This is a genomic window from Phaeovulum sp. (assembly GCF_047638075.1).
GTDB lineage: Bacteria > Pseudomonadota > Alphaproteobacteria > Rhodobacterales > Rhodobacteraceae > UBA6197.
On record NZ_JBLJBV010000023.1, the window covers coordinates 13,696 to 38,470 of the forward strand.

General features: G+C 60.5%; 25 protein-coding genes, 3 tRNA genes and 1 other RNA gene. 15 read left to right on the forward strand and 14 right to left on the reverse strand.

Annotated elements, in window-relative coordinates:
* Positions 1–34: 34 nt before the first annotated feature.
* Together alaS and ACM62R_RS03305 are read left to right on the forward strand one after the other, a co-directional pair.
* A complete protein-coding gene (alaS, locus tag ACM62R_RS03300) occupies positions 35–2,692 on the forward strand; it encodes an alanine--tRNA ligase (RefSeq protein WP_415182647.1) in 2,658 nt (885 codons plus the stop codon).
* On the forward strand, positions 2,689–2,988 hold the full coding sequence (locus tag ACM62R_RS03305; RefSeq protein ID WP_415182648.1) for a DUF1330 domain-containing protein: 300 nt from the start codon (positions 2,689–2,691) through the stop codon (positions 2,986–2,988). Before alaS ends, ACM62R_RS03305 begins: the two co-directional genes overlap by 4 nt.
* A gap of 55 nt (positions 2,989–3,043) precedes the next feature.
* Here the strand turns inward: ACM62R_RS03305 and typA are convergent, their stop codons facing one another.
* The 3 genes from typA to ACM62R_RS03320 are packed head-to-tail and all read right to left on the reverse strand — an operon-like array spanning position 3,044 to position 5,861.
* Entirely contained in the window at positions 3,044–4,861 is a 1,818-nt protein-coding gene (gene typA / locus ACM62R_RS03310; RefSeq protein WP_415182649.1) for a translational GTPase TypA, read from the reverse strand.
* A gap of 60 nt (positions 4,862–4,921) precedes the next feature.
* On the reverse strand, positions 4,922–5,254 hold the full coding sequence (locus ACM62R_RS03315) for an SMR family transporter (RefSeq protein ID WP_415182650.1): 333 nt from the start codon (positions 5,252–5,254) through the stop codon (positions 4,922–4,924).
* 4 nt (positions 5,255–5,258) lie between these two features.
* Positions 5,259–5,861 (reverse strand): YitT family protein, encoded by a 603-nt coding sequence (locus tag ACM62R_RS03320; protein ID WP_415182651.1) that lies wholly within the window; start codon positions 5,859–5,861, stop codon positions 5,259–5,261.
* Between the two features lie 293 nt (positions 5,862–6,154).
* Between ACM62R_RS03320 and ACM62R_RS03325 the strand changes: the two genes are divergently transcribed.
* The 5 genes from ACM62R_RS03325 (at position 6,155) to ACM62R_RS03345 (ending at position 9,126) form a co-directional block, all read left to right on the forward strand.
* Positions 6,155–6,230: transfer RNA gene (locus ACM62R_RS03325), tRNA-Val, on the forward strand.
* A gap of 178 nt (positions 6,231–6,408) precedes the next feature.
* Positions 6,409–7,347 (forward strand): pirin family protein, encoded by a 939-nt coding sequence (locus tag ACM62R_RS03330; protein ID WP_415182652.1) that lies wholly within the window; start codon positions 6,409–6,411, stop codon positions 7,345–7,347.
* A gap of 151 nt (positions 7,348–7,498) precedes the next feature.
* A tRNA-Asp gene (locus tag ACM62R_RS03335) sits at positions 7,499–7,575 on the forward strand.
* Positions 7,576–7,602: 27 nt separating this feature from the next.
* Positions 7,603–7,679, forward strand: a tRNA-Asp gene (locus ACM62R_RS03340).
* 181 nt (positions 7,680–7,860) lie between these two features.
* A complete protein-coding gene (locus ACM62R_RS03345; RefSeq protein WP_415182653.1) occupies positions 7,861–9,126 on the forward strand; it encodes a glutamate-5-semialdehyde dehydrogenase in 1,266 nt (421 codons plus the stop codon).
* Between the two features lie 66 nt (positions 9,127–9,192).
* Here ACM62R_RS03345 and ACM62R_RS03350 read toward each other — a convergent pair whose 3' ends face one another.
* On the reverse strand, positions 9,193–9,801 hold the full coding sequence (locus ACM62R_RS03350) for a histidine phosphotransferase family protein (RefSeq protein WP_415182654.1): 609 nt from the start codon (positions 9,799–9,801) through the stop codon (positions 9,193–9,195).
* Between the two features lie 17 nt (positions 9,802–9,818).
* Here ACM62R_RS03350 and ACM62R_RS03355 point away from each other — a divergent pair, with 17 nt between their 5' ends.
* The 4 genes from ACM62R_RS03355 to ACM62R_RS03370 all read left to right on the forward strand — a co-directional run bounded on the left by ACM62R_RS03355 (position 9,819) and on the right by ACM62R_RS03370 (position 12,273).
* Positions 9,819–10,028 (forward strand): DUF3553 domain-containing protein, encoded by a 210-nt coding sequence (locus ACM62R_RS03355; protein ID WP_415182655.1) that lies wholly within the window; start codon positions 9,819–9,821, stop codon positions 10,026–10,028.
* 189 nt (positions 10,029–10,217) lie between these two features.
* Positions 10,218–11,003 (forward strand): GNAT family N-acetyltransferase, encoded by a 786-nt coding sequence (locus ACM62R_RS03360; RefSeq protein WP_415182656.1) that lies wholly within the window; start codon positions 10,218–10,220, stop codon positions 11,001–11,003.
* Positions 11,000–11,836 carry a lysophospholipid acyltransferase family protein gene (locus tag ACM62R_RS03365; RefSeq protein WP_415182657.1) on the forward strand — a complete coding sequence of 279 codons (837 nt, stop codon included), beginning with the start codon at positions 11,000–11,002 and terminating at the stop codon, positions 11,834–11,836. Before ACM62R_RS03360 ends, ACM62R_RS03365 begins: the two co-directional genes overlap by 4 nt.
* A 158-nt stretch (positions 11,837–11,994) precedes the next feature.
* The gene (locus ACM62R_RS03370; RefSeq protein ID WP_415182658.1) at positions 11,995–12,273 is read left to right on the forward strand and encodes a hypothetical protein; all 279 of its coding nucleotides are present in this window, start codon (positions 11,995–11,997) and stop codon (positions 12,271–12,273) included.
* Here the strand turns inward: ACM62R_RS03370 and ACM62R_RS03375 are convergent.
* From ACM62R_RS03375 to ACM62R_RS03420, 10 genes are all read right to left on the reverse strand, one after another.
* The gene (locus ACM62R_RS03375) at positions 12,252–12,491 is read right to left on the reverse strand and encodes a ribbon-helix-helix domain-containing protein (protein ID WP_415182659.1); all 240 of its coding nucleotides are present in this window, start codon (positions 12,489–12,491) and stop codon (positions 12,252–12,254) included. The genes ACM62R_RS03370 and ACM62R_RS03375 overlap by 22 nt on opposite strands.
* A complete protein-coding gene (locus ACM62R_RS03380; RefSeq protein WP_415182660.1) occupies positions 12,488–12,667 on the reverse strand; it encodes a DUF4169 family protein in 180 nt (59 codons plus the stop codon). Before ACM62R_RS03380 ends, ACM62R_RS03375 begins: the two co-directional genes overlap by 4 nt.
* On the reverse strand, positions 12,667–14,061 hold the full coding sequence (gene fumC / locus ACM62R_RS03385) for a class II fumarate hydratase (protein ID WP_415182661.1): 1,395 nt from the start codon (positions 14,059–14,061) through the stop codon (positions 12,667–12,669). The genes ACM62R_RS03380 and fumC overlap by 1 nt, the downstream gene beginning before the upstream one ends.
* An 81-nt stretch (positions 14,062–14,142) precedes the next feature.
* Positions 14,143–14,694, reverse strand: coding sequence for a class I SAM-dependent methyltransferase (locus ACM62R_RS03390; protein ID WP_415182662.1), 552 nt, complete (start codon positions 14,692–14,694; stop codon positions 14,143–14,145).
* 58 nt (positions 14,695–14,752) lie between these two features.
* Positions 14,753–15,217: an SspB family protein gene (locus ACM62R_RS03395; RefSeq protein ID WP_415182663.1), complete on the reverse strand. Its 465-nt coding sequence runs from the start codon at positions 15,215–15,217 to the stop codon at positions 14,753–14,755.
* Between the two features lie 151 nt (positions 15,218–15,368).
* Positions 15,369–15,728: a transfer-messenger RNA gene (gene ssrA / locus ACM62R_RS03400) on the reverse strand.
* A gap of 3 nt (positions 15,729–15,731) precedes the next feature.
* Positions 15,732–16,865: an ABC transporter permease gene (locus tag ACM62R_RS03405; protein WP_415182664.1), complete on the reverse strand. Its 1,134-nt coding sequence runs from the start codon at positions 16,863–16,865 to the stop codon at positions 15,732–15,734.
* Entirely contained in the window at positions 16,862–17,812 is a 951-nt protein-coding gene (locus ACM62R_RS03410; RefSeq protein ID WP_415182665.1) for an ABC transporter ATP-binding protein, read from the reverse strand. Before ACM62R_RS03410 ends, ACM62R_RS03405 begins: the two co-directional genes overlap by 4 nt.
* Positions 17,809–18,759 carry an HlyD family secretion protein gene (locus tag ACM62R_RS03415; protein ID WP_415182666.1) on the reverse strand — a complete coding sequence of 317 codons (951 nt, stop codon included), beginning with the start codon at positions 18,757–18,759 and terminating at the stop codon, positions 17,809–17,811. Before ACM62R_RS03415 ends, ACM62R_RS03410 begins: the two co-directional genes overlap by 4 nt.
* Before the next feature lie 318 nt (positions 18,760–19,077).
* Complete coding sequence (locus tag ACM62R_RS03420; RefSeq protein ID WP_415182667.1) at positions 19,078–20,136, reverse strand: ABC transporter substrate-binding protein; 1,059 nt, start codon at positions 20,134–20,136, stop codon at positions 19,078–19,080.
* Positions 20,137–20,323: 187 nt separating this feature from the next.
* Between ACM62R_RS03420 and ACM62R_RS03425 the strand changes: the two genes are divergently transcribed.
* The 4 genes from ACM62R_RS03425 to ACM62R_RS03440 all read left to right on the forward strand — a co-directional run bounded on the left by ACM62R_RS03425 (position 20,324) and on the right by ACM62R_RS03440 (position 24,775).
* Positions 20,324–21,553 carry an aminotransferase class V-fold PLP-dependent enzyme gene (locus ACM62R_RS03425; RefSeq protein ID WP_415182732.1) on the forward strand — a complete coding sequence of 410 codons (1,230 nt, stop codon included), beginning with the start codon at positions 20,324–20,326 and terminating at the stop codon, positions 21,551–21,553.
* A gap of 96 nt (positions 21,554–21,649) precedes the next feature.
* Positions 21,650–23,062 carry a cryptochrome/photolyase family protein gene (locus tag ACM62R_RS03430; protein WP_415182668.1) on the forward strand — a complete coding sequence of 471 codons (1,413 nt, stop codon included), beginning with the start codon at positions 21,650–21,652 and terminating at the stop codon, positions 23,060–23,062.
* 45 nt (positions 23,063–23,107) lie between these two features.
* Complete coding sequence (locus tag ACM62R_RS03435; protein WP_415182669.1) at positions 23,108–24,334, forward strand: class I SAM-dependent methyltransferase; 1,227 nt, start codon at positions 23,108–23,110, stop codon at positions 24,332–24,334.
* Positions 24,335–24,775 (forward strand): TrgA family protein, encoded by a 441-nt coding sequence (locus ACM62R_RS03440; protein ID WP_415182670.1) that lies wholly within the window; start codon positions 24,335–24,337, stop codon positions 24,773–24,775.

Here is a 24,775-nt window from a genome sequence, read left to right on the forward strand (position 1 = left end):
ACGGGATCAAACCCGCCCATAAAGGCCCAATCATATGCCCAGCCTGAACGATATCCGCGCGACCTTCCTTGGCTATTTTGAACGCAACGGCCACCGCGTTGTGGACAGCAGCCCGCTGGTGCCACGCAATGACCCGACCTTGATGTTTGCCAACTCTGGCATGGTGCAGTTCAAGAACTGTTTCACCGGGGTCGAGCAGCGCGATTACAAACGCGCCACAACCGCGCAGAAATGTGTCCGCGCGGGTGGAAAACACAATGACCTTGATAATGTTGGCTATACCGCGCGCCACCACACCTTTTTTGAGATGCTGGGCAATTTCAGCTTTGGCGATTACTTCAAGGCCGATGCGATTCCCTTCGCCTGGGAATTGCTGACCAAGGAATTCGGTATCAACAAAGACCGGCTTTTGGTCACCGTCTATCACACCGATGATGAGGCCGCGACGATCTGGAAAAAGGTCGCGGGGCTATCGGATGACCGGATCATCCGCATTCCTACCAATGACAATTTCTGGATGATGGGACCGACCGGCCCCTGTGGCCCCTGTACGGAAATTTTTTATGACCACGGGGATCATATCTGGGGCGGTCTGCCGGGCAGCAAAGACGAGGACGGCGACCGTTTCATCGAAATCTGGAACCTCGTCTTCATGCAGTATGAGCAGTTTGAAGACGGCAGCAAACGCCCGCTTGAGATGCAGTCGATCGACACCGGTATGGGGTTGGAGCGGATCGGCGCGCTGCTGCAAGGCAAGCATGACAACTACGACACGGACCTGATGCGCAGCCTGATCGAGGCCAGCGCGCAGGCGACCTCAACAGACCCCGATGGCCCCGGCAAGGTGCATCACCGCGTTATTGCCGACCATCTGCGGTCAACCTCGTTCCTGATTGCGGATGGGGTCATGCCCAGCAATGAGGGGCGCGGTTATGTGCTGCGCCGGATCATGCGCCGCGCCATGCGCCATGCGCATATGCTGGGCACCCAGGATCCGGTGATGTTCAAACTGGTCACGGCGCTGGTGCGGCAGATGGGCGGGGCCTACCCCGAACTGACCCGCGCGCAGGCGCTGATCGAAGAGACGCTGAAGCTGGAGGAAACCCGTTTCAAGCAGACACTGGACCGTGGGCTGAAACTGCTGGATGACGAATTGTTGCATCTGCCGGCGGGTGCCGCACTGCCGGGCGCTGCGGCCTTCAAGCTTTACGATACTTATGGCTTTCCGCTGGATCTGACGCAGGATGCGCTGCGCGAAAAGGGCCGCGCCGTTGAAACCGAAGGGTTCGACGCCGCCATGGCCGAGCAAAAGGCCAAGGCGCGGGCCAGCTGGTCCGGCTCTGGCGAGGCGCAGGATGCAACCATCTGGTTCGAGTTGGCCGAAAAACACGGTCCGACGGAATTTCTGGGCTATGATACCGAAACCGCCGAAGGCCAGATCACCGCGCTGATCATCGACGGCGCCGAAGTTGCCACCGCCAACGGCGCCGTGCAGATCGTCGCCAACCAATCTCCGTTTTATGCGGAAAGCGGCGGTCAGGTGGGCGATACGGGCACGCTGCGCACGGAAACCGGTTTTGCCCGGATCACCGACACCAAAAAGGTGGCGGGAGTCTTTATTCATATCGCTACTGTGACCGAGGGCGAGATTGCACAGGGTCAGGCCGCGAAGCTTGAGGTTTCGCACAGCCGCCGCGCAGCGATCAGGGCAAACCACTCGGCCACGCACCTTCTGCACGAGGCGTTGCGCCGCGCGCTGGGGGACCACGTTGCGCAAAAGGGTAGCCTTAATGCCGAAGACCGGCTGCGCTTTGACTTTTCCCATTCCAAGGGGCTGACCGCCGACGAACTGGCGGCAGTCGAGGCAGAGGTGAACGACTACATCCGCCAGAATACATCGGTGGAAACCCGGATCATGACCCCCGATGACGCCCGCGCGCTTGGCGCGCAGGCGCTGTTTGGCGAGAAATACGGCGATGAGGTGCGGGTGGTTTCGATGGGCCGCCAGCTTGGCTCGGGTAAGGGCGCCAATGGCGCGACCTATAGTCTTGAGCTTTGCGGTGGCACCCATGTGGCGCGCACCGGCGATATCGGGGCGTTCGTGGCACTGGGGGACAGTGCGTCCTCGGCCGGGGTGCGCCGATTCGAGGCGCTGACGGGGCAGGTGGCGCTTGACTATCTTGGCACCCAGGCCGCACGTCTGGCCGAGGTCGCGGCGCTTTTGAAAACCACGCCCGCAGACGCAACGGGGCGCGTTCGCGCATTGATTGACGAACGCCGCACGCTTTCCAATGAGCTGGCGCAGGCGCGCCGGGAACTGGCGATGGGCGGCAACGGTGCCGGTGGCCCAGAAGTTCGCGAAATCAATGGGTTGAAGTTCATAGCGCAAGTGCTTTCCGGGGTCACGGGCAAGGAACTTCCCGGTATCGTGGATGACCTGAAGACGCGTGTTGGTTCCGGGGCGGTGCTGGTTGTTGCCGATACCGGCGGCAAGGCGGCGGCGGCGGCCGGGGTCACCCCTGATCTGGTGGCGCGGTTGTCTGCTGTGGATCTGGTCAAAGCGGCTGCCGAGGCGCTTGGCGGTAAAGGCGGCGGTGGCCGCCCCGACATGGCGCAGGCCGGTGGCGCGGACGCCAGCAAATCACCTCAAGCAATAGCCGCCGTTGAAGCCCTGATAGGAGCCCTGAAATGACAACACCAACTGCCCTTTGGATCGCCCATGTGCATGTGACCGACGCAGAGGCCTATGGCCGGTATGCCAACCTTGCCACGGCAGCGCTTGCCGCGCATGGCGGTGTGTTTCTGGCCCGCGGCGCGCGTTACGTTCAACTTGAAGGGCAGGACCGGGCGCGCAATGTTGTTGTGCGTTTTCCCAGCCTTGAGGCGGCGCAAGCGTGCTATCGCAGCGCCGAGTATCAGGCTGCACTGGCGCACGCCAAAGATGCCGCCGAGCGCGATCTGGTGATCGTCGAAGAGGTTTTGCCGTAATTGATTATAAAAGCGCCCCCTGCCGCAGGGCTGCGGCGGGGGGTCGTTGCTGAAATCAGGCGGATTTGGCCTGGCGTTTGCGTTCGTGCGGATCAAGAAACCGTTTGCGCAGCCGAATGTTTTTCGGTGTTACTTCGACCAGCTCATCATCGTCGATATAAGAGATGGATTCCTCAAGGCTAAGGCGGACCGGCGTGGTCAGGCGCACCGCCTCATCCGTGCCCGAGGCGCGAACGTTGGTCAGTTTCTTGCCTTTCAGGGGATTCACCTCAAGGTCATTGTCGCGGCTGTGTTCGCCAATGATCATGCCCTCATAGATCTGTTCCTGCGCGCCGATGAACATCTTGCCACGCTCTTCCAGATTCCAAAGCGCATAGGCAACCGACACCCCGGTTTCCATCGACACCAAAACACCCTGGCGACGGCCCTGGATCGGGCCTTTGTAAGGTGCCCAGTCATGAAAGATGCGGTTCAAGACGCCATTGCCGCGCGTATCGGTCATGAATTCGCCCTGATACCCGATCAGCCCGCGCGAGGGCACATAGGCGATGATGCGGGTTTTGCCATGACCGGCGGGGCGCATTTCGGCCAGTTCGCCCTTGCGGGTCGAGGTCAGCTTTTCAATGACCACGCCTGAGTATTCGTCATCGACATCAATGATGACCTCTTCGATCGGCTCATGGCGCACGCCGTCAATTTCGCGGTAGATCACGCGCGGCCGCGAGATGGAAAGCTCAAAGCCCTCGCGGCGCATGTTTTCGATCAGCACACCCATCTGCAATTCGCCGCGCCCCGAAACGACAAAGGCATCACCGCCCGGCGTGTCTTCGACCTTGATGGCGACGTTGGATTCAGCCTCTTTCATCAGCCGTTCGCGGATCACCCGGCTTTGCACCTTGGAGCCGTCACGGCCTGCCAGCGGGCTGTCGTTGATGCCGAAAGTAACCGAAATGGTTGGCGGATCAATTGGTTGCGAGGGCAGGGGAATGTCAACCGACGGATCGCACAGCGTGTCGGCCACGGTCGCCTTGGTCATTCCGGCGATGGTGACGATGTCACCCGCAACGGCCTCGTCGATGGGCTGTTGGCCAAGGCCGCGGAAAGCCATGATCTTGGTCGCGCGGAACTGCTCGATCCGCTCACCGGTGCGCGACAGCGCCTTCAGGGTGTCGCCCACCTTCAGATGGCCGGTTTCAACCCGCCCGGTCAAGATACGGCCAATGAAGGGATCCGCCCCCAGTGTGGTGGCGAGCATCGTGAAAGGCTCATCCACGCGGGCGGTTTGTTTGGGGGCCTCGACGTGGCGCACGATCAAATCGAAAAGCGCCGAAAGATCCTTGCGCGGGCCGTCCAGCGTTTCATCCGCCCAGCCACCGATTCCCGAGGCATAGATATGCGGAAAGTCCAGTTGTTCATCACTCGCGCCAAGGTTTGCGAAAAGGTCGAACACCTCATCCAGCGCACGGTCGGGTTCAGCGGCGGGCTTGTCGACCTTGTTCAGCACGACGATGGGGCGAAGCCCAAGCGCCAGCGCCTTTGAGGTCACGAATTTCGTCTGCGGCATCGGCCCTTCGGCGGCATCCACCAAAAGGCACACACCATCGACCATCGACAGGATCCGTTCCACCTCGCCGCCGAAATCGGCGTGGCCGGGGGTGTCGACGATATTGATCCGCACGCCCTTCCATTCAACCGAAGTCGCCTTGGCAAGGATGGTGATCCCGCGTTCGCGCTCAATATCGTTGCTGTCCATCGCCCGTTCGGTCGTGGCCTGATTTTCCCGATAAGTGCCCGATTGCTTCAAAAGCTCGTCCACCATCGTGGTCTTGCCATGGTCAACGTGTGCGATAATCGCGATATTGCGAATTTCCATTTTGTCCGCCGTTTTGTGCTGCGCCGCCGCGCATAGTCGAAAAGCCGACGATTGACCAGTCTAATGCGTGGCGGTTCGTGAAAAGAGATTGATCACAAGAATACCGGCGATGATCAATCCAAGCCCCAACAGCGCAGGTGTATCCAGCTTTTGCCCGAAAAACACCCGCCCCGACAGCGCGATAAGGATAATGCCGATCCCTGACCAGAGGGCATAGGTAATCCCCAAAGGAAGCGATTTCAACACCAGTGTGAAAAACCAAAAGGCCCCGGCAAAGCCAAAGATTGCCCCCAGCGATGGCCATATCCGGCTGAATTGCTGGCTGGCTTGCAGGCAGGACGACCCGAACGTTTCAAACAGGACCGCGATGAACAACAAAGCATAGGTGTGCATTTCATTACGCCGCAATGTAACGGTCGCGACGGTGATTCATGGCAATCACCATGTTCAACACCAGCGCGCCCAGGAAGGACCAGGCCACAGTCTGCACATCGCGCAGCAAAAGCGCCACGGAAAACAGCAACGCGTCAAAGATCAGCTGCGTATAACCCGCCCGAAAACCGGTCTTGTCTTGCAGGTAAAGGGCCACGATGCCGACACCGCCAAGGCTCGCGCCATGGCGAAACAACGCCAGCAGCGCAGAGCCGGTTATCATGCCGATCAGCACCGCCCCCAGGGCAGGGTTCAACGTGGCAAAGCTGATCCAACCCGGCATCACCACCGACAAACCCGAAACCAGCGCCACCGAGATGAAGGTTTTTACCGTAAAGGCCAAACCCAGTCGCACATAGCCCAGAATGTAAAAAGGCACGTTGATGACAAAGAAAACCGGCCCAAAGCCCCAGCCCGTTGCGTAAGAAATCAGCACCGCAAGCCCTGCCGTCTGGCCGGTCACAAACCCCAATTGTGTCAGGATCACAATCGCGAACGCTGCCATGACACTTCCATAGGCGATCGCCTGTGCGTCTTCGGTTAGGGAATGGTGTTTGGGGTCGGTCATTGGCCTCTCTTGCCGCAATGCGACGGCAAGGTCCATAGGGTTGGAAAGATCAAGAAACCCGCGTTCGCCCGGATCGGGTTTTTAACGGAAATGTCGATGGTCCGGCCCCGCATCCGCCGGTTTAGCGCAGGTCATCAGGCATTTCTGACCATGGCGCCACAAATTTTTCACAATGATTTCAGCGAAAAATGGGTATTTTGGCAGGCGCGTTCGGCTGCGGCAACATAGTTTGCGCCAAAACCTTGGGCGGGGCTTGCGCGCCCCCCGGTCTGCACGATAAAAGTAGCCATGTCGGGTGATTAGCTCAGTTGGTAGAGCGCTTCGTTTACACCGAAGATGTCGGGGGTTCGAGTCCCTCATCACCCACCATCGCCCCGGACTAATCCTGTATGGCCTTCGCCAGCGCGGCACCGCATCATGGGCGGGCATTAATCATGGGCGGGTATTGCCTGTGATATGCGGCAATGGCAGACAGGTCGGCTGGCCCTTTTCTCAATATGTCCTATCCCTTTCCCGGCCGCCCAAACCGCTGGATGAAGGAGGAGAGATGAGCTGGAATCCCGCGCTTGACCCCGATCTGCCCAAGGGCGATGCCGTCGACGCCATTGAAACCGTGATCGTGCCGCGCGCACGCGATCTGGGCGGATTTGAGGTGCGCCGTGTGCTGCCATCGGTTGCGCGACAAATGGTGGGGCCGTTTATCTTTTTCGACCAGTTTGGCCCGATCGAGTTTCTGAAAGGGCAGGGAATCGATGTGCGCCCGCATCCGCATATCGGCTTGGCGACGGTGACATATCTTTTGCAAGGTAAAATGCATCACCGCGATTCGCTCGGCACGGACCAATGGATAACACCGGGGGCGGTGAACTGGATGGTGACGGGGCACGGCATTACCCATTCCGAACGCACCGACGGGCAGGTCCGCGAAAGCGGCCAGACCCTGCTAGGGATCCAAACCTGGGTCGCCTTGCCAAAAGACGCCGAAGACGCTGCGGCCAGTTTCACCCATCAACCTGCACCCCATCTGCCGGTGCTTGAGGCCGAGGGTAAGACAGTGCGCCTGGTCCTGGGGTCGGCCTGGGGCGAAACGGCGCCAATGCCGCTACCTTCCGAGATGTTTTACGCCGATGCCACCGTCGCACCCAACGCCGCCTTGCCATTACCCGACAATCACGAAGATAGGGGCGTCTATGTGCTGCAAGGCGGCGTCTCCAATGCCGGTCAATATCACGAGGCCGGGCGAATGCTCGTGTTTCGCCCTGGTGACCGGATAAGCATTCAGGCAGGGCTGCAGGGTGCACGGTTGATGCTGCTGGGCGGCGCAACGCTAGAATGTCCGCGCTACATCTGGCGGAATTTCGTGGCGTCATCGCGTGACAGGATTGACGCCGCCCGCGAGGCGTGGCGCGCAGGGGACTGGGCACATGGGCGATTTCGCTTACCCCCCGATGATAACGCCGAATTCATTCCCGCGCCCGCGCGATGATCGGCCATTTTGACTGTCCGGGCCGCGCCGCCGCTCCCTGCAACAGGCAATGCGCCAACGGTGCAAATTTTGGTCACGCCCCATTGACGCCGCCGTCGGGGGTGCGTAATACCCATCCCACGCACGGACGGCGATCCGGGCGGGTGGAGTTGCGGTTGTAGCTCAGTTGGTTAGAGTACCGGCCTGTCACGCCGGGGGTCGCGGGTTCGAGCCCCGTCAACCGCGCCACCACCCGATCGCCGCCCGCGCGTATGCGCGGTTGTAGCTCAGTTGGTTAGAGTACCGGCCTGTCACGCCGGGGGTCGCGGGTTCGAGTCCCGTCAACCGCGCCATTATTTTCCGATCTTGGATGTAGAAATCTTGGCACGCATCCCGCGCCCGTCGTTCGTCACGCGTCAACAGCAGGTTTGAATGCTGCTTTGCCTGAACCCGCGCAAAAAACGCGGTTATGCCTGCATGTCCTTGCCCCGGCCTCGCTCACCCCGCTATAGCAGTAAAAAGCCGGAGTAGACGATGACCAATCCAGATGACATTCCCGCCCTGATCAACGCTATCGGGGCCGCTGCCCGTGCCGCGGCAACTGAATTGGCCATCGCCCCCGCTGCACAGCGTGCAAAAGCACTGGCCATCGCGGCCGATACCGTCTGGGCCCAGCGCGCCGCAATCATCAAGGCCAACGCACGCGATCTTGCCTATGGCCATGACAAGGGCCTGTCAGCCGCGATGATAGACCGGCTGACACTGGATGAGCCACGGCTTCAGGGCATCGTCGACGGCCTGCGCGCCGTCGCCGCACAAGCCGATCCGCTTGGCGCCGTCACGGCAGAATGGGACATGCCCAGCGGGCTTCACATTCGTCGCGTCCGCACCCCCCTGGGGGTGATTGGCGTGATCTACGAATCGCGCCCCAATGTTACCGCTGATGCGGGCGCGCTATGCCTCAAATCAGGCAATGCCGTCATCCTGCGCGGCGGATCCGAGTCGTTTCACTCTTCCGTCGCCATTCATGCCTGCCTGATCAAGGGGCTTGCCGCCGCCGGCCTCCCCGAAACGGCGATCCAGTTGATTCCCACGCGCGACCGCGCAGCCGTTACCCAAATGCTGCGCGCAACCGCCTATATCGACGTGATCGTACCGCGCGGCGGCAAGGGGCTGGTCGGACTGGTCCAGGCCGAAGCCCGCGTGCCGGTCTTCGCCCATCTGGAGGGTGTCTGCCACATCTACGCCGATGCCGCCGCCAATCTTGAAAAAGCCCGCCGTGTCGTCCTGAACGCCAAGACCCGCCGCCCCGGCATCTGCGGCGCAGCCGAATGCCTGCTGATAGACCGCAGGTTTCATGAAGCTTACGGCCCGATTCTGATCACCGATCTTCTGGCCGCCGGGGTTGAAGTCCGCGCCGCCGGCGATCTGGCACAGATTCCCGGCACGACCCTGGCGCAAGAAGATGATTTCGGACGCGAATTCCTGGGCATGATCATCGCGGCCAAACTGGTGGATGGGGTCGATGGCGCAATCGCGCATATCCGCAAATACGGCTCCAACCACACAGAATCGATCCTGACCGAAGATGACACCACGGCCGAACGCTTCTTCGCGCGGCTCGATTCGGCCATTTTGATGCGCAACGCGTCAACCCAATTTGCTGACGGCGGAGAATTCGGCATGGGCGCGGAATTGGGGATTGCCACGGGCAAGTTGCATGCGCGCGGGCCTGTCGGGGCCGAACAGCTGACCTCGTTCAAATATCTTGTCACCGGCGACGGAACCGTGCGCAAATAGCTGCTTTTGTTTGGTTAAAATACTCCGGGGGGTGCGGGGGGCAGCGCCCCCCGCGGGCCTGGCGTTTCAGAACGTGATCTGCGCCGATGTCTCGCCAACCTCCCAGGCAATCTGGCGTCTTTGCTGTGCGGCCTCGGCTGGCAGCAGCGCAAACTGGACCTGCGCAGGGCCAATGGGCCCTTCACCGCCATCCAGGCGCTGCCATAGCGCGGGATCAGGCTTGGTCTTGCGGGCCTCGGCGGTCAAACGCCAGTTGCCGCCAGTGCTGCAGATCGTCACTAGCCCGCCCCACGGCAGGGCCGCCTCCAGGCACAAGACCCCCAAAAAACAAAGTTTCACGTCGCGCCGTGCCTGATCGCCCTCGGCTTGCCAGTCAAAATCCAGGCGACCCCCCTTGGCCAGACCGGCCAGCACGGCAACGATCTCGGGGCGTCCCAGGCGTTGGTCCACCGCTGCCTGCCCAAAGGCCACCCGAAAGAACTTAAGCCTGGCATTGGCGCTGGCCACGCTTTGCGCGATCAGTTGTAGTTCCGGGCTCATTTCCGTGCCCGACATCGTCAATAGCTCCACCCCATTGCCGATTGCCCCCAATGGGCTGATAAGGTCGTGGCAAAGCCGGGATCCGACAAGCGCCACCACATCCGTGGAGTTTGGGATCAGTTGGTCGGAACACATCGAAGGAGCAGCATTGAATGTCATTGAATGATCCAAATCCTATGGGCCTGAACGGCATTCTCGAACCCGGCATGATCGTTCAAAACCCCGCTGCGCCGGACTGGGGCCTCGGGCAGGTGCAGTCGCGCGTTGGCGACAGGATTACGGTCAATTTTGAACATGCCGGCAAAAAGGTCATTGACGGGCGACGTGTTGCCCTCATCCTTGTCATCGCGGATCAAAGTTAATAACCCCTTAACAATCTTGGCTTGAAACACCGCCTACTATACACCTATAAATTGCATCTCAACCCAAAACCTATTCATATTTCCGCACCTGTGGCAGGTCAGACACCCTCGCGGCATCCGGTTGCAAAGCCACCTCGGGATGCCTAAAACCAGATCAGACCGCCCGGCAGGCCGCGAAGGCATAGGCAGATGACACCCGACACCTCCTACTTCGAAATCCGCGTCGCGACAGAATCGCGCGACCTTTTGGCCGCCCAAAGGTTGCGCTACATGGTTTTTGTTGAGGAGCTGGGGGGGGATGGCCCTTGGGTTGATCATCAAGACCGGTTGGAAAAGGACGAATTCGACCCGGTTTATGACCATTTGATCCTTGTGGACACCCGGCGGGATGCGGCGACATTGGATCATGTGGTGGGTGTTTATCGGCTGCTGACCGGGGCGCGTGCCAGGGAATTCGGGCGTTTCTATTGCGACAGTGAATATGATCTGAGCCTTTTGCGGGCTTCCGGCCGCCGCCTTTTGGAATTGGGGCGATCCTGCGTGCATCCCGATTATCGGGGGGGGGCGGGGATGTTCTTGTTGTGGAACGCGCTTGCCGGCTATGTGCTGGATCACAACATTGAAATCCTGTTTGGCGTCGCCAGCTTTCACGGCACCCAGATCGAGGCGCTCAAGCTGCCGTTGGCCTGGCTGCATCATCATCACCTTGCGCCCCCTGCCTTGCGGGTCCGGGCCCGCGCGGCGCATTTTCAGCGCATGGACCTTGTCCCCGCCGCCGATCTGGACCGGCGCGCCGCGATGGTGCAAATGCCCGCGCTGATCAAAGCCTATCTGCGACTGGGGGGCACGGTGGGCGAGGGGGCGTATCTTGATTTGCCGTTCAACACCACCGATGTATTGGTGATGATGGACACGGCGGCAATGAGCGAACGCCACCATAGGTTTTACACTCGCCGCCACGGAGACGGGGTATGACGACGTGGCGTGACGGTGAACCCGCCCCAGGCCCACGGCCGGGGCCACTGGGGGTTGGGCTGGGGGTATTGCGTGGGGGCGCACTTCTTTGTGTTACCTACGGCGGGCTTTTGGCGTTGCTGGCGCTGCGTCTGGTAGAACGTCCGGTGCATGGCGATAACCGCCCGTGGACGCCGCACATCACCCAAGCCGTGTGCCGCACGTCCTTTCGGATCATGGGGATCGGGTACCACATCATCGGGCAACCTATCGACAATATCGGGGCGGTGGTTGCCAATCATGGTTCCTGGTTGGATATTTTTGCGCTCAATGCCTGCCAGCGCGTCTACTTTGTTTCCAAGGCCGAGGTGGCGGATTGGCCGGTAATTGGCTGGCTGGCCCGTGCGACCGGGACCGTCTTTATCCGCCGAAATCGCAACGATGCCAAGGCGCAACAGGCGTTGCTGGGAACCCGGATCCGTGCCGGACATCGGCTTTTGTTCTTTCCCGAGGGCACCTCGACCGACGGGCTTAGGGTGCAGCCGTTCAAGTCCACACTTTTCGCGCCGTTTTATGACCAGGGGGTGGCGCAGGATTTTCGCATCCAACCCATCACCGTCATTTACCGCGCGCCAGAAGGGGCGGATGCGCGGTTTTATGGATGGTGGGGCGATATGGCGTTCGGGTCACATTTCATGAAAGTCCTGGTCACACCGCGCCAGGGTTCGGTCGAGGTTGTCTTTCATGCACCGGTTTTGGTGCGCGATTTTCTCTCTCGCAAGGATCTGACCGCGTATTGTGAGGCGCAGGTGCGCGCCGCCTTACCGTATGACGCAACGTCATTAGATTTATAGTTTTTATATATATCAATGCGCTATCTGATTATCCTCAGATAGGATCGGCATCTCGGCAGATTTTCGCCGATTTCCCATGAGACTGATCTTCAAGGCTCGGTTATAAAAGAGTCGTTAGGATCTGCGCCTGCCAGCGTATTGCATCTTGGGGGATGTCGATGGTTCGTCAAATCAGCTCTGCCAATTACCCGTCTGACCAGCGGGCCCGCCGTATTACATGGTTTCGTATCGCGTTTCCCGCGTGGCGTTTCGTTGGAATCCGTAGCGCCAAAACATCTGCGGCCGAGGCAAAGCGTCTGACGCGTGAGGAACTTCAATCGCTTTTTTCAAACGATCTGACGCAACCAAATGCCGCAGTGCTGACCGAAACCGAGATTGCCGCGCAAGAAGAGGCCACACGGCTACGCCAGGCGCTTTACAGTCCGCTGAACGTTTGATCGGCGCGCTGCCGATACCAGCGCAGCACGAACAGCCTGATTGCCGTGGCAAGGCCCATATCCATGCCGCGTTCTGCATCAATTTCGGCCGCTAACTCATTGATACCTTTGTTGTTCGCGGCGGCTATTGCGCGAAAGGCTGCCCAAAACTCATCTTCCAGAGAAACGCTGGTGCGATGACCGCCCAAAGTCAAAGAGTGTTTGACCGGGCGGTTCATGGGTCTTCCCGCTTATGGGCATCAAGGGTGGTGTGGGCGCGGTCTGCTGTGGCTTTCTCTAATAGCTTCTGCGCCTTGGTTCTACCAAACTTAGATGCATTTTCAGACCCTTGCGCGCCTTTTTTAAGTCGTGCAAGGGCCTTCTTCGCTTGCCTCAGGTTGACAACCTTGGGCATCAAGCCTCGGGGCCCACCATCAGTTCCGGGCGCACAACGCGGTCAAAGGTTTCGCCATCGACATAGCCTAGCGCGATCGCCTCTTCGCGCAATGTGGTGCCGTTCTTATGGGCGGTCTTGGCTACTTTGGTTGCCGCGTCATAGCCGATGGTGGGGGCCAGGGCCGTGACCAGCATCAGGCTTTCTTTCATCAGGCGTTCAATTCGCGCGATATTGGCCTGTGTGCCGACGACCATGTTATCGGTGAATGATCCCGCCGCATCACCCAAAAGTTGCATGGATTGCAAGACGTTATAAGACATCATCGGGTTGTAGACGTTCAATTCGAAATGGCCCTGCGACCCGGCAAAGCCTACAGCCGCATCATTGCCCATCACATGGGCGCAGACCATTGTCAGCGCCTCAGCCTGGGTCGGGTTGACCTTGCCCGGCATGATCGACGATCCCGGCTCATTTTCCGGCAGGATCAGTTCGCCCAGACCTGAACGCGGGCCAGAGCCCAGCAACCGCAGGTCATTGGCAATCTTGAACAGGCTGGCCGCCACGGTTTTCAGTGCGCCCGAAAACATCACCATGGCGTCATGCGCAGCCAGTGCCTCAAACTTGTTGGGGGCGGTGACAAAGGGCAGGCCGGTGATTTCTGCGATCTTTGCCGCAACGGCGGTATCCCAGCCCTTTTTGGTGTTCAATCCGGTGCCAACGGCAGTGCCGCCCTGGGCCAACTCATAAATCTCGGGCAGGATCTTCTTTACCCGCATGATCCCTTGTGCCACCTGATGCGCATAGCCGCTGAATTCCTGACCCAGCGTCAATGGTGTGGCGTCCTGGGTGTGGGTCCGGCCGATCTTGATGATATCCTTGAATTCCAATGCTTTGGCGGCCAAAGCTGCATGAAGTTTTTCCAAACCCGGCAAGAGCACATCGCGCGCCATCATCCCGATAGCAACATGCATCGCGGTGGGGAATGTGTCGTTGGAAGATTGCCCCTTATTCACATGATCATTCGGGTGAACCGGCTTTTTGCTACCCATCACGCCGCCCATCATTTCAATCGCGCGGTTTGAAATGACTTCGTTGGCGTTCATGTTGCTTTGCGTGCCGGACCCGGTTTGCCAGACGACCAGCGGGAAGTTGTCATCGAACTTCCCCTCAATCACCTCGGACGCCGCTGCCGAAATCGCCTTGCCCAGATCGGCGCTGATGGCGCCGGTGGCCATGTTCACCTCGGCACAGGCTTTCTTGATCACCCCCAGCGCGCGCACGATGGCCACGGGCTGGCGTTCCCAACCGATCGGAAAGTTGATGATCGAGCGCTGTGTCTGCGCGCCCCAGTACTTATCGGCGGGTACGTCTAATGGGCCAAAGCTGTCGGTTTCGGTGCGGGTGGCGGTCATGGGCAAGCCTCCTGAGAATGTCATGGGCTTCATAAGTGGAACGGTTGGTTTTTGCAATCGGTATGCGGCGGTATACCGCTATCAGCTACGTCTATAGTGATAAACGCGTGCCGGCGGTATGTTGACCAGTACATGCGGGCCGCGATCAACCTTCAGGTGCAGATCCCGTTGCACCCCGGGGTCAAGCGGGGGGCGCGGGCCATAGGTGAATTGCACGAAAACGCCATCCGGTTTCAGCGACGCAAAGGCCGCATCCACGATCGAGTGTTGCAACCACGGCGACATCGACAACAGCGGCAAGCCCGAAATTACCGCATCCAGCCCATTCAGCCCCAATGCCTGCATGTCCTGCGCGGGGTTGTTTTCAATTCGAAGACCCGGAAAGGTAGCAGCCAGTCTGCGGCAAAAGACCTGGTTCAACTCAAATACTGTCAGGTTTTCGCATGGCAGGCCGGTTTCCAGGATCGCACGAGTGATCTTGCCTGTGCCGGGGCCCAGTTCGGCCACAAGGCCGCTCTGCGGGCCAAGCCCCGCCGCCATCGCCCGCGCCAAACGTTTGGACGAGGGCGCAAGGGCCGAAACCTGACCGGGTCGGCGGATCATCTGGCCCAAAAACACTGTTAGATCGTTCATCAGCCCTCCAGGGCCCTGACGCCACCCGTGATCGGGTGCCGATCACACTCGGTATGGGTTATTTACGCCATTTGTCAAGACTGACCACTTCTGCGTCGCTTCGCGGGGCGCGGTCTTTGGGGGTGTCATCGGGGCTTTCCTCAGCCTCATCCCCGTCTTCGTCATCATAATCCTGTGTCTCGAACCGCAGGCCGAATTCCACCGATGGATCGACAAATGTGCGCACGGCATCGAACGGAACATACAAAGGTTCGGGGTTGTCGCCAAAATTCAGTGTGACCGTGAAGCCGTCGTTGGTCACTGTCAGGTTGTCAAACCAGTGCTGAATGACGATCGTCATTTCTTCGGGATAGCGTTCGCGCAGCCAGTTTGCCAGTTCGGCATCGGGGTGACGGGTATCGAAGGTAATGAAAAAGTGGTGCTCTCCGGGTAGCCCGCTTTCGGAAACATCCGTCAGAACCGTCTGGATAAGTCCGCGCATCGCGCGATGCATCAGGTTTCCGTAGTCAATGCTGCGCGTCATGAACCGGCCTTTGTTATGTGTCTGTTGGCCGCGCCAGCATAGGGGATTCGTTTTCGAAGGAAAGAGGCGGCGGCGGTGTTTCGCGGAATAAGTTGACGTTACGGCAGGCGCGGTGATGAAACCAGGCACCCGGCCGTGAACAAGGAAGAAAAGTGCAGGTTTCTGTTGCCAGGTACCTGCGAACCCCGCCTTACGCGGCTAGGCGCAAGGGCTTAGTTTCGGCGACCCGAACTGCTTACGCAGCAAGAGCCATTGCCGGAGCACGGTTGTCATTGGCAACTGTACATTTTGCACCGATAACGGTAGTAGCTCACCGAGACAAAGCATAACCCCTTTAGACGTTCGTCGATCCTATTTCGGCCCCCTCCGCCCCCAATGAGGGACTGTTGGTGGAGCCGCCGGGTACCGCCCCCGGGTCCGATCCGCTTATTACGAGCGCGTTTATGTCCATAGTCCGAAGCAAGCCCCGAACACCCTCAATATAGGGGGGCCGGGGGCGCACTGCAAGGACCGCTTAATCCAGCGTCTGACGATAGCGTTTCAGCGCCACCGCGACGATCACCAGCATGATCGCCGCAATCGCCGCCAGATCGAAACCGATATCGCCCAGCCCGGCCCCTTTCAGCATCACCTTGCGGGTCAGGCGCAGGAAATGCGTGGCCGGAATCGCGTTTCCGATCGCCTGCGCCCAAGCGGGCATTCCCGCGAATGGAAACATGAACCCCGACAAAAGGACCGTTGGCAACAACAGAAAAAACGAGATCTGCATCGCCTGCATCTGTGATCGCGCCACGGTCGAAATCAGAAACCCCAGCGCCAGGTTGACCACGATATAAAGGTTGAAGCCGATGAAAAATGCGAGTCTTGATCCAAGGAACGGCACATCGAAAATGACCCTCGCGGCCAGTAGGAACACCAATGTTTGCACATAACCGACCAGAATATAGGGGATAATCTTGCCCAGCATCACCTCAGCGGGGCGCACGGGGGTGGCGATCAGCGTCTCCATCGTGCCTTTTTCGGATTCGCGTACGATGCCGACGGCGGTGATCATCACCATGGTCATCGACAGGATAATCGCCAGCAGGCCCGGCACGATATTGGTGGCGGTGCGTCCCTCGGGGTTGAATTGCTTGTGAACGGTGACGGAAAACGGCGCAGGCGTGGCCGCCGCGGCGCGTAACGGCCCGGTCAGGGTCTGCGCCATTGCGGTGGCGACGATGCCGGAAATGGCGGCCACGGCGCTACCCGCCGCTGACGGGTCCGACGCATCCGCAGACAGCAGGATCTGCGGCGAGAGGCCGCGCATCACATCGCGTTCAAACCCCGGCGGGATCACCACGACAAAATTGGCGCTACCGTCGCGCAGCGCCCGGTCGCCCGCCTCGCGGTCGGTGACGATCCCCTCAAAGTCAAAATAATCCGAGGTTTTCATCGCCATCAGCACCGCCCGCGTGACCGGCCCCTGATCGGCCATCTCAACCAGCGTGGGCAGATGTTTCGGGTCAGAGTTGATCGCAAACCCGAACAGAAAAAGTTGCATGATCGGGATGCCGATCATCATGCCAAAGGTGATGCGGTCACGCCGCATCTGGATGAACTCCTTGACCAGCACCGCGCCAAACCGGGCCAGCGAAAAGCCCATCATTCGCCCGCCGCCGCGGGGGCGCCGATGAAATTGTCGGTAGCCCCGGCCATCAGATAGATGAACGCCTCTTCCAGCCCAGCCGACTGTTCGTGCCATTGGTGTTGGCCGCGCGCGCGTTCAGCCGTTGCCACCCGGGCCAAGGCGGCCTTGTCTTTGCCTGAAACGTGCAGCATCGCGCCAAAGCGCGCCACCTGATCAACGCCGGGGGTGGCGCGCAAACGGTCCTCCAGTGCAGAAATGGCCGGGCCCTCAACGCGCCATGTGGTCAACCCGACCATTGCCGGAATATCCTGCGCCGGACCCGAGATCAGCTTTTTGCCGTAGGCGATATAGGCGATGAAATCACATTGCACCGCCTCATCCATGTAATGGGTCGAAACCAGAACCGTGACACCCCGCGCCGAAAGGCGGTGAATTTCGTCCCAAAAATCGCGCCGGGCCTTTGGGTCCACGCCGGCGGTTGGTTCGTCCAAAAGCAGCAGCTGCGGATCGTGCAGCATGCAGGCCGCCAGCGCCAGTCGCTGTTTCCACCCGCCCGACAGCGTGCCGGCCAGTTGCCCCGCGCGGTCGGCCAGCCCCAGATCGCGCAGCGCTTGCGCAACCTTGGTGCGGCGGTCGGTCATCTGAAACATCCGGGCGATGAAATCCAGATTTTCGCGGATCGTCAGATCCTCATAAAGCGAGAATTTCTGCGTCATGTAGCCGACCTGTTCCTTGATCGCCTGCGCCTCGCGCAGAATGTCGAACCCAAGGCATTGGCCGGTGCCGCCGTCAGGTATCAGCAGGCCGCACATCATGCGGATGGTGGTGGTCTTGCCGCTACCGTTTGGCCCCAAAAAGCCGTAGATCGCGCCGCGAGGCACATCCATGTCGAAATCGTCGACAACGCGGCGGGTGCCGAATATCTTGGTCAGCCCGCGCACGGAAATGGCCAGATCCTCGCTCATGGTGCGGGCGCCAGGGTGATGGGCTGGCCGGGCAGCAGCCCGTCGGTGGGGGTCAGTGCCGCTTCGGCGCGAAAGACCAGCCGGGCGCGTTCGTCGCGGGAATAAAGGATCGGTGGGGTGTATTGCGGGTCCGAGGCCAGCCGCGTGATGGTGGCGCGGATGCCGTCTGGGCAGCCATCGCAGCTTAACCCCAGCCGGTCGCCAACCGAAAAGCTTGATCGCGCCCCCTCGGGCAGAAAGAAAATCGCCTTGATCTGCCCCGGCGGCAGAATCGACAGAACCGGCGCGCCGCTGGCGGCGACCTCGCCCGGCTCATAATAGATCCGTTCGACCCGGCCAGATACCGGGGCCAGCAGGGTGCGGTCGCGCAAGCCCGAGAGCGCCAGATCCGCCTCGGCGCGGGCGCGTTCAAGCGCGGCCTCGGCGGCGACACGCTGGGCTGCGCGGGCGGGCAGTTGCGCGACCTTCAACTGGGCGGTCAACTGGTCGATCTGTGCGTCGGCGCTGGCCAGGGCGGCGCGGTCGTGGTCAACCTGCGCGGGGGGCACGCGCCCTTGCGTCAGCAATTGCGAGGACCGCCCCAGCGTGCTTTGCGCCAGGGTCCGGTCAGCCTCGGCCTTGCGGATAGAGGCGCGGATCACCGCGATTTCGGCATCGCGGCTGCCGGTTTGCAGGTTCTCAAGATTGGCCTGTGCCAGCGCGACCCCGGCCTTGGCGGCGCGGGCTTGGGCGGTCTGGCTGGTGTCATCCAGCGTGACCAGCACCTGACCTTCGGTGACGCTGTCACCCTCGGCCGTGTCAATGGTCAGGATCCGGCCTGCGCCCAAGGGGGCGACATGCACATAGTCCGCCTCCAGATAGCCGTTATAAACCGGGGCAGTATCGACGCCAAAGCCGGGGATCACGGCGGCAATCATCGCCAGAAACATATCGCGCAGGCTGCTCATCCCGTGTCCTTTCGCGCCATCTGCAGGCCGGCCCTATGGGCAAAGCCCCGGTGTGAGCACAGCTAAAGCACCGCGTCCCGAAAACCGTCGGGGCGGGCCACGGCGCGGCGACGGAACCTTGGGCCGCCGCCCGTGAGGGAATGGGGCCGGGCGTGCTCATGCGTCAAAAATAAATGACCGGCGGCGTGCCAGCAAGTAAAATGAAAGACGTGGCACAGCGCCCATGGGCTACCCCCAAACGGACAAGGGCGCCCCAAAAAGCGCCCTTAGCGGTTGGTGACGCCCTGTGGCGGCGTCACCATTTTGCGCTGCGGGGCGTCAGAACCCGGCTTTGATCTTTTCGAACTCGGCCAACTGACGCTCGCGCAGGCCAGGATCGTTTGGAACCTGTGAAAGGATCGGCGCCGATATTTCGGCCAGACCGGCGTTCTCGCGCTCTTCGTCTGAAATCAGGTCCATTGCTCTGGTGTTGGAGTGCCCGTAGCCGATCGCCTTCATAAGTTCGGGGCCAGCTTCGGGGCGCAGCCACGAATTGATGAAATCATAGGCTTTTTCCTCGGATCCCGGCCCGTTTTTGAGATTTACGAAACCACAAAACCAAGTGGATGACCCTTCTTTGGCCTCCCGCTGGTAGGCAACGGGGTAATTGTCTTGCCGCAGAAAGGTGACGCCATCATTCCAGGACCAGGCAACCAGCACCTCGCCCGAGGCCATGATCTGCGACATCTCTGCCGGATCGGACCAGTAAGACCGAATGTTGGCATGGGCCTTGCGCAGCCAATCGGCAGCGGCGGTGAACTGCTCATCGCTGATATTGGTCCAGTCGGTCACACCGGTGGCCAGATAGGCCAGCGCCCAAACGTCATCCGAGCTGTCGGGCATCGAGGTGCGCCCAGCATATTTGGGGTTCAGGAACACATCAAGCGTGGCGACGTCTTCGGCGGGGACCTGGTCGGGGTTATACGCAACCGCAGTCACGCCCCAGTCGGCCGGGATATACCAGACGCCGCTTTCATCCTTGAAAATCGGGCTGTTCAGGAAAATCGGGTCGATATTGGCAAATTCAGGAATTTTTGATACATCCCAAGGCTCGATCAGGCCCGCGTCGCGGTATTTCGATACCATCTGCGAACAGGGGTGCGCCACATCAGCCTTAAACCCCGAGGCGATCTTTTGATAGGCTTCGTCATCGTCGCCGTAGAAAGCATAGCTTGGCCCGGTGCCGTATTTTTCCGTGTAGGTGGCAAAAAGCCCCGGCTCTTCAAAACCGGCCCAGTCAAAGACCAGCAAATCAGGATCAGCCGCAAAGGCAGGCAATGAGGGAAGCGCGATGGCAAGTGTCGCAGCGGTCGTCAGCAGCATAGAGTGGAGTTTCATGATCTTCCTGTTGTTTTAGAGATGTTTTGTATAACGCTAGTCCGTGAAAATGGCCCCGACAAGTCAAAACTCGTCTACACATCGCGTCGTGACACCCAATCGGGCGGGGTCTTGACGCCTGCGGGCGGATCGGGCCTTCTTTGCGCGTGCGCTGTTGCACCGCCGATGAAAGCCCCGCCTGATGCCCATGCCCTCCCTTGATCTGCGTTATGTGCGCAGCCAGTTTCCCGCCTTTCAATCGCCTGAACTACGCGATCAGGTATTTTTCGAGAATGCCGGGGGCAGTTATGCCTGCGCGCCGGTGATTGATCGGCTGACGCGGTTCTATATCAACCGCAAGGTTCAACCCTACGGCCCCTATGAGGCTTCGCGTCTGGGCGGCGACGAGATGGACGAGGCCCGCACCCGCCTGGCGGCCTTGATGGGGGTGGAAACGGACGAGGTCAGCTTTGGCCCCTCGACCAGCGCCAATACCTATGTGCTGGCGCAGGCGTTTTTGCGCGGGTTGGAGCCGGGGGCCGCGATTATCGTGACGAACCAGGACCATGAGGCCAATTCCGGCCCGTGGCGGCGGTTGGAACAGGACGGGGTCGATGTGCGCGAATGGCGCGTTGACCCGGCGACAGGGCATCTGGACCCGGCGCGGCTGGCCGATCTTCTGGCCGATGGCCGGGTGCGGCTGGTGTGCTTTCCGCATTGCTCGAATGTGGTGGGTGAAATCAACCCGGTGGCCGAGATCGTCGAAATGGTTCACGAGGCTGGGGCCTTTGCCTGCGTTGATGGGGTCAGCTATGCGCCGCACGGCCTGCCGGACGTGGGGGCGCTGGGGGCCGATATCTACCTTTTCTCGGCTTACAAGGTGTATGGCCCGCATCAGGGCATCATGGTGATACGGCGCGAACTGGCGCAAAAACTGCCCGCGCAGGGGCATTGGTTCAACGCTGATACGCTTTACAAACGCTTTACCCCCGCGGGGCCGGATCACGCGCAGGTTGCGGCCTCGGCCGGTATCGCTGACTATATCGACGCGCTCCATGATCACCACTTTGGCGCCGAGCCCGATGCCCGCACGCGCGGCGCCCGGGTCCATGATCTGATGCGCGCGCATGAGGCGGCGTTGTTGCAACCGCTGCTGGATCATCTGGCGGCCCGTAATGATTTGCGGCTGCTGGGGCCGCGCGATGCGGCCCGGCGCGCGCCGACTGTTGCCGTTGCGCTGGACCGCGCACCTGATGGCGTGGCCGCAGCGCTGGCCGCGCGCGGCATCAACTGTGGCGCTGGCGATTTCTACGCCCGCCGCCCGCTGGAGGCGATGGGCATTGACCCAGCGCAGGGCGTTTTGCGGCTGTCTTTCGTGCATTATACCAGCTTTGATGATGTGGCACGCCTGATAGAGGGGCTGGACGCTACCCTTTGAGGTGGCATCAGGTTTGGACGGGCGCAGCACCTGGGGCGCACCAAAAGATGATCCGATACTGCCTTTGCCGCGTAACCCTGTCAAAAAGGAGACGGCATGCCCCAACGTCCGATCATATTGTGGCTGCGGCGCGACCTGCGGCTGTTGGATCACCCGGCATTGGCGGCGGCGGTGGCCTCGGGGCGGCCGGTGATACCGGTATTCATTCATGATGAAGCGGTGGCCGCACTGGGGGCGGCCGCGCGGTGGCGGATGGGGCAGGGCGTGGCGCGGTTTGCCGAAACGCTGGCCCGCGCTGGCAGCCGCCTGATCTTGCGGCGCGGACCGGCGGGCGCGGTTTTGCGCGAACTGGTGAAGCAGGTTGGCGCAGTCTCGGTATACTGGTCGCGCAGCTATGACCCGGCGTGGCGGCCGCGTGACACAGCGCTGAAGGCTGGCTTGCAAGCTGCGGGAACCGAAGCGCGCAGTTTTGAAGGGGCGCTACTCTTTGAACCTTGGGACGTGACAACGGGGCAGGGTGGCCCCTACCGTGTTTATACGCCCTATTGGAATTCGGTGCGGCGGCGTGATCTGGCACAGCCGCAGGCCGCGCCGCACACAATCCGTGCGCCAGAGCTGTGGCCCCCGTCTGACGCTTTGGCCGATTGGGCGATGGGGGCGCAGATGCGGCGTGGGGCGGCGGTGCTTGCCCGCCATGCCCAGATAGGCGAGGCGGCAGCACAGGCGCGGCTTGCGAATTTTGTGCAAACGCGCATCCAGACCTATAAGGAACGGCGCGATTTTCCCGCCCAGGACGCGACTTCGGGCCTGTCGGAAAACCTGACCTATGGTGAAATTTCGCCATTGGTCGTGTGGCATGCGGGGCGGCGTGCATTATACGAGGGTGCCGCAGGTGCCGAACACTTTTTGAAAGAACTGGTCTGGCGCGAGTTTGCCTGGCATCTTTACCATCATTATCCCGCGCTTTCGCAGGCGAACTGGCGTGAAGGCTGGGACGCGTTTCCCTGGCGCGGTGACAACCCCGACGCCGAGGCCTGGCGGCGCGGCATGACCGGTGTGCCTTTCGTAGACGCGGCCATGCGCGAACTTTATGTGACCGGAACGATGCATAACCGCGCCCGGATGATTGCGGCCTCATATCTGACCAAGCACCTCTTAACTGATTGGCGTATCGGATTGAAATGGTTCGAAGATACCCTGATCGACTGGGATCCGGCCGCCAATGCGATGGGCTGGCAATGGATGGCGGGATCAGGGCCAGATGCTTCCCCCTATTTTCGCGTCTTCAACCCGGCAGGTCAGGCAGAAAAGTTTGACCGTGAGGGCACATACCGCAACCGCTTTATTGCAGAGGGGCAGCGCGATCCGCCACAGACGGCCTCTGAATTCTTTGCCGCCATCCCCGAAAGCTGGGGCATGAACGCCCGCCAACCCTACCCCGAACCGCGAATTACCCTTGAAGACGGGCGCGCGCGCGCTTTGTTGGCCTATGAGGCGCGCGAAAAGTGATCCTTGCGCTGCTATCCTCTGCGGTCAAAGGCAAAGAGAAAAACGATGGCGGATGTCACCCAAACGCCCCTTACCGGGACCGAGGGCCACGGCGGCCTTCCACGCTATTTCGCGCGGGTGTTTGCGGTGGTCAAAGGGCTGAACCGGGGGCGTCTCGACTTTGTCCTGCCCGATGGGCGCCGCTTTCGGGCCGAGGGGGGGCCGGGCGCGAAAGCCGAGATCCACATCCATGACCCGGACCTGTTCGCCCGCCTGATCCGAGAAGGCGATCTGGGTTTTTGCGAGGCCTATCTGGATGAAGGATGGTCCACCCCCGATCTGATGGCTTTCATGGAACTGGTCCACGCGGGCAATGATGCGCTTTATGACGGGTTTCCGGGCATGGCTGTGGTGCGCGCGGCAGAGCAGTTTCGCCACTGGCTGCGCGGCAATACCCGCACCCAGGCCCGCCGCAACATTGCCGCACATTATGATCTGGGAAATGATTTCTACGCGCTTTGGCTGGACCCGTCGATGACCTATTCCGCCGCCCTTTTCACTCTCAAAGGCGAAACGCTGGCCGAGGCGCAGCGCGCCAAATACGCGGCAATAGTGGATGCGCTGGCGGTAAGGCCGGGGGATCATGTGCTTGAGATAGGCTGCGGCTGGGGCGGATTTGCTGAATACGCAGCTGCAGAACGGGGCCTGCTGGTGACCGGGTTGACCCTCAGTCGTGCGCAATATGACTATGCCTTGGCCCGCATTAGCGCGGCCGGCCTGTCAGATCGGGTCAGTATTCGGTTGCAAGATTACCGTGATTTTTCCGGCCAGTTTGACGCCGTTGCCAGTATCGAGATGTTCGAGGCCGTCGGGGAGGCGTGGTGGCCCACTTACTTTGCGGTGCTGGCAGATGCGCTGAAACCTGGCGCACGGGCCTGTATCCAAGCGATCACCGTTCAGGAAAGGCGCTTTAACATATATCGAAAAGCACCTGATTTCATTCAGAAATACATCTTTCCTGGCGGGATGCTTCCGGCGCCTTCGGTAATGCAGGAATTGCCACAACTGGCTGGGTTGCAGCCCTTGGGGGGGCGATCCTTTGGCGACGGTTACGCGCATACGCTGCGGATTTGGGCTGACCAGTTCAACGCCCGCTGGGATGAAATCCGCGCGCTCGGGTTTGATGAGCGATTCCGCCGAATGTGGAATTTCTATCTGGCCTCTTGCGCGGGCGCGTTTCACGGGCAAAACTGCGATGTAACACAATTTATTTATTCGAGGCCCAACACTTAGATGCCAACAGCCGCCAAATTATTTGCCGCCCTTGTTCTAGCCGCGACCGGGGTGCTTGCCGCCGCACTGGTGCTGCCTGATATTCCCTATGGTGCCAAGGCCGATTTTTTGCCGGTTGTGGGCGGTATCATCGGCTTTTCTGCCGGTTGGTTCGTGGTGGGGATGCGCACGGGCAAGGGGAACATGATCAGTATGCAGACAGGCATGCGCGGAGCCTTGTTCATGGTGATCGGGGTGCTGGTTGTTTCGGGGTTTGCGCAGATGATCAAACTTGCGCTGCGCAAACGCTATGACGCCCCGACCGATGCGCTCGTTGATGTGGTGGGGCAGGGGTTGGAATTTGGAAAACTGGTGTTGCAAGCTGATGTGTTGGGCGTGCTGATTGTCGGGGGGGCCCTATCGGGTATGGCCGCAGAATGGGCCGGTCGTCGGTGGCGCTAG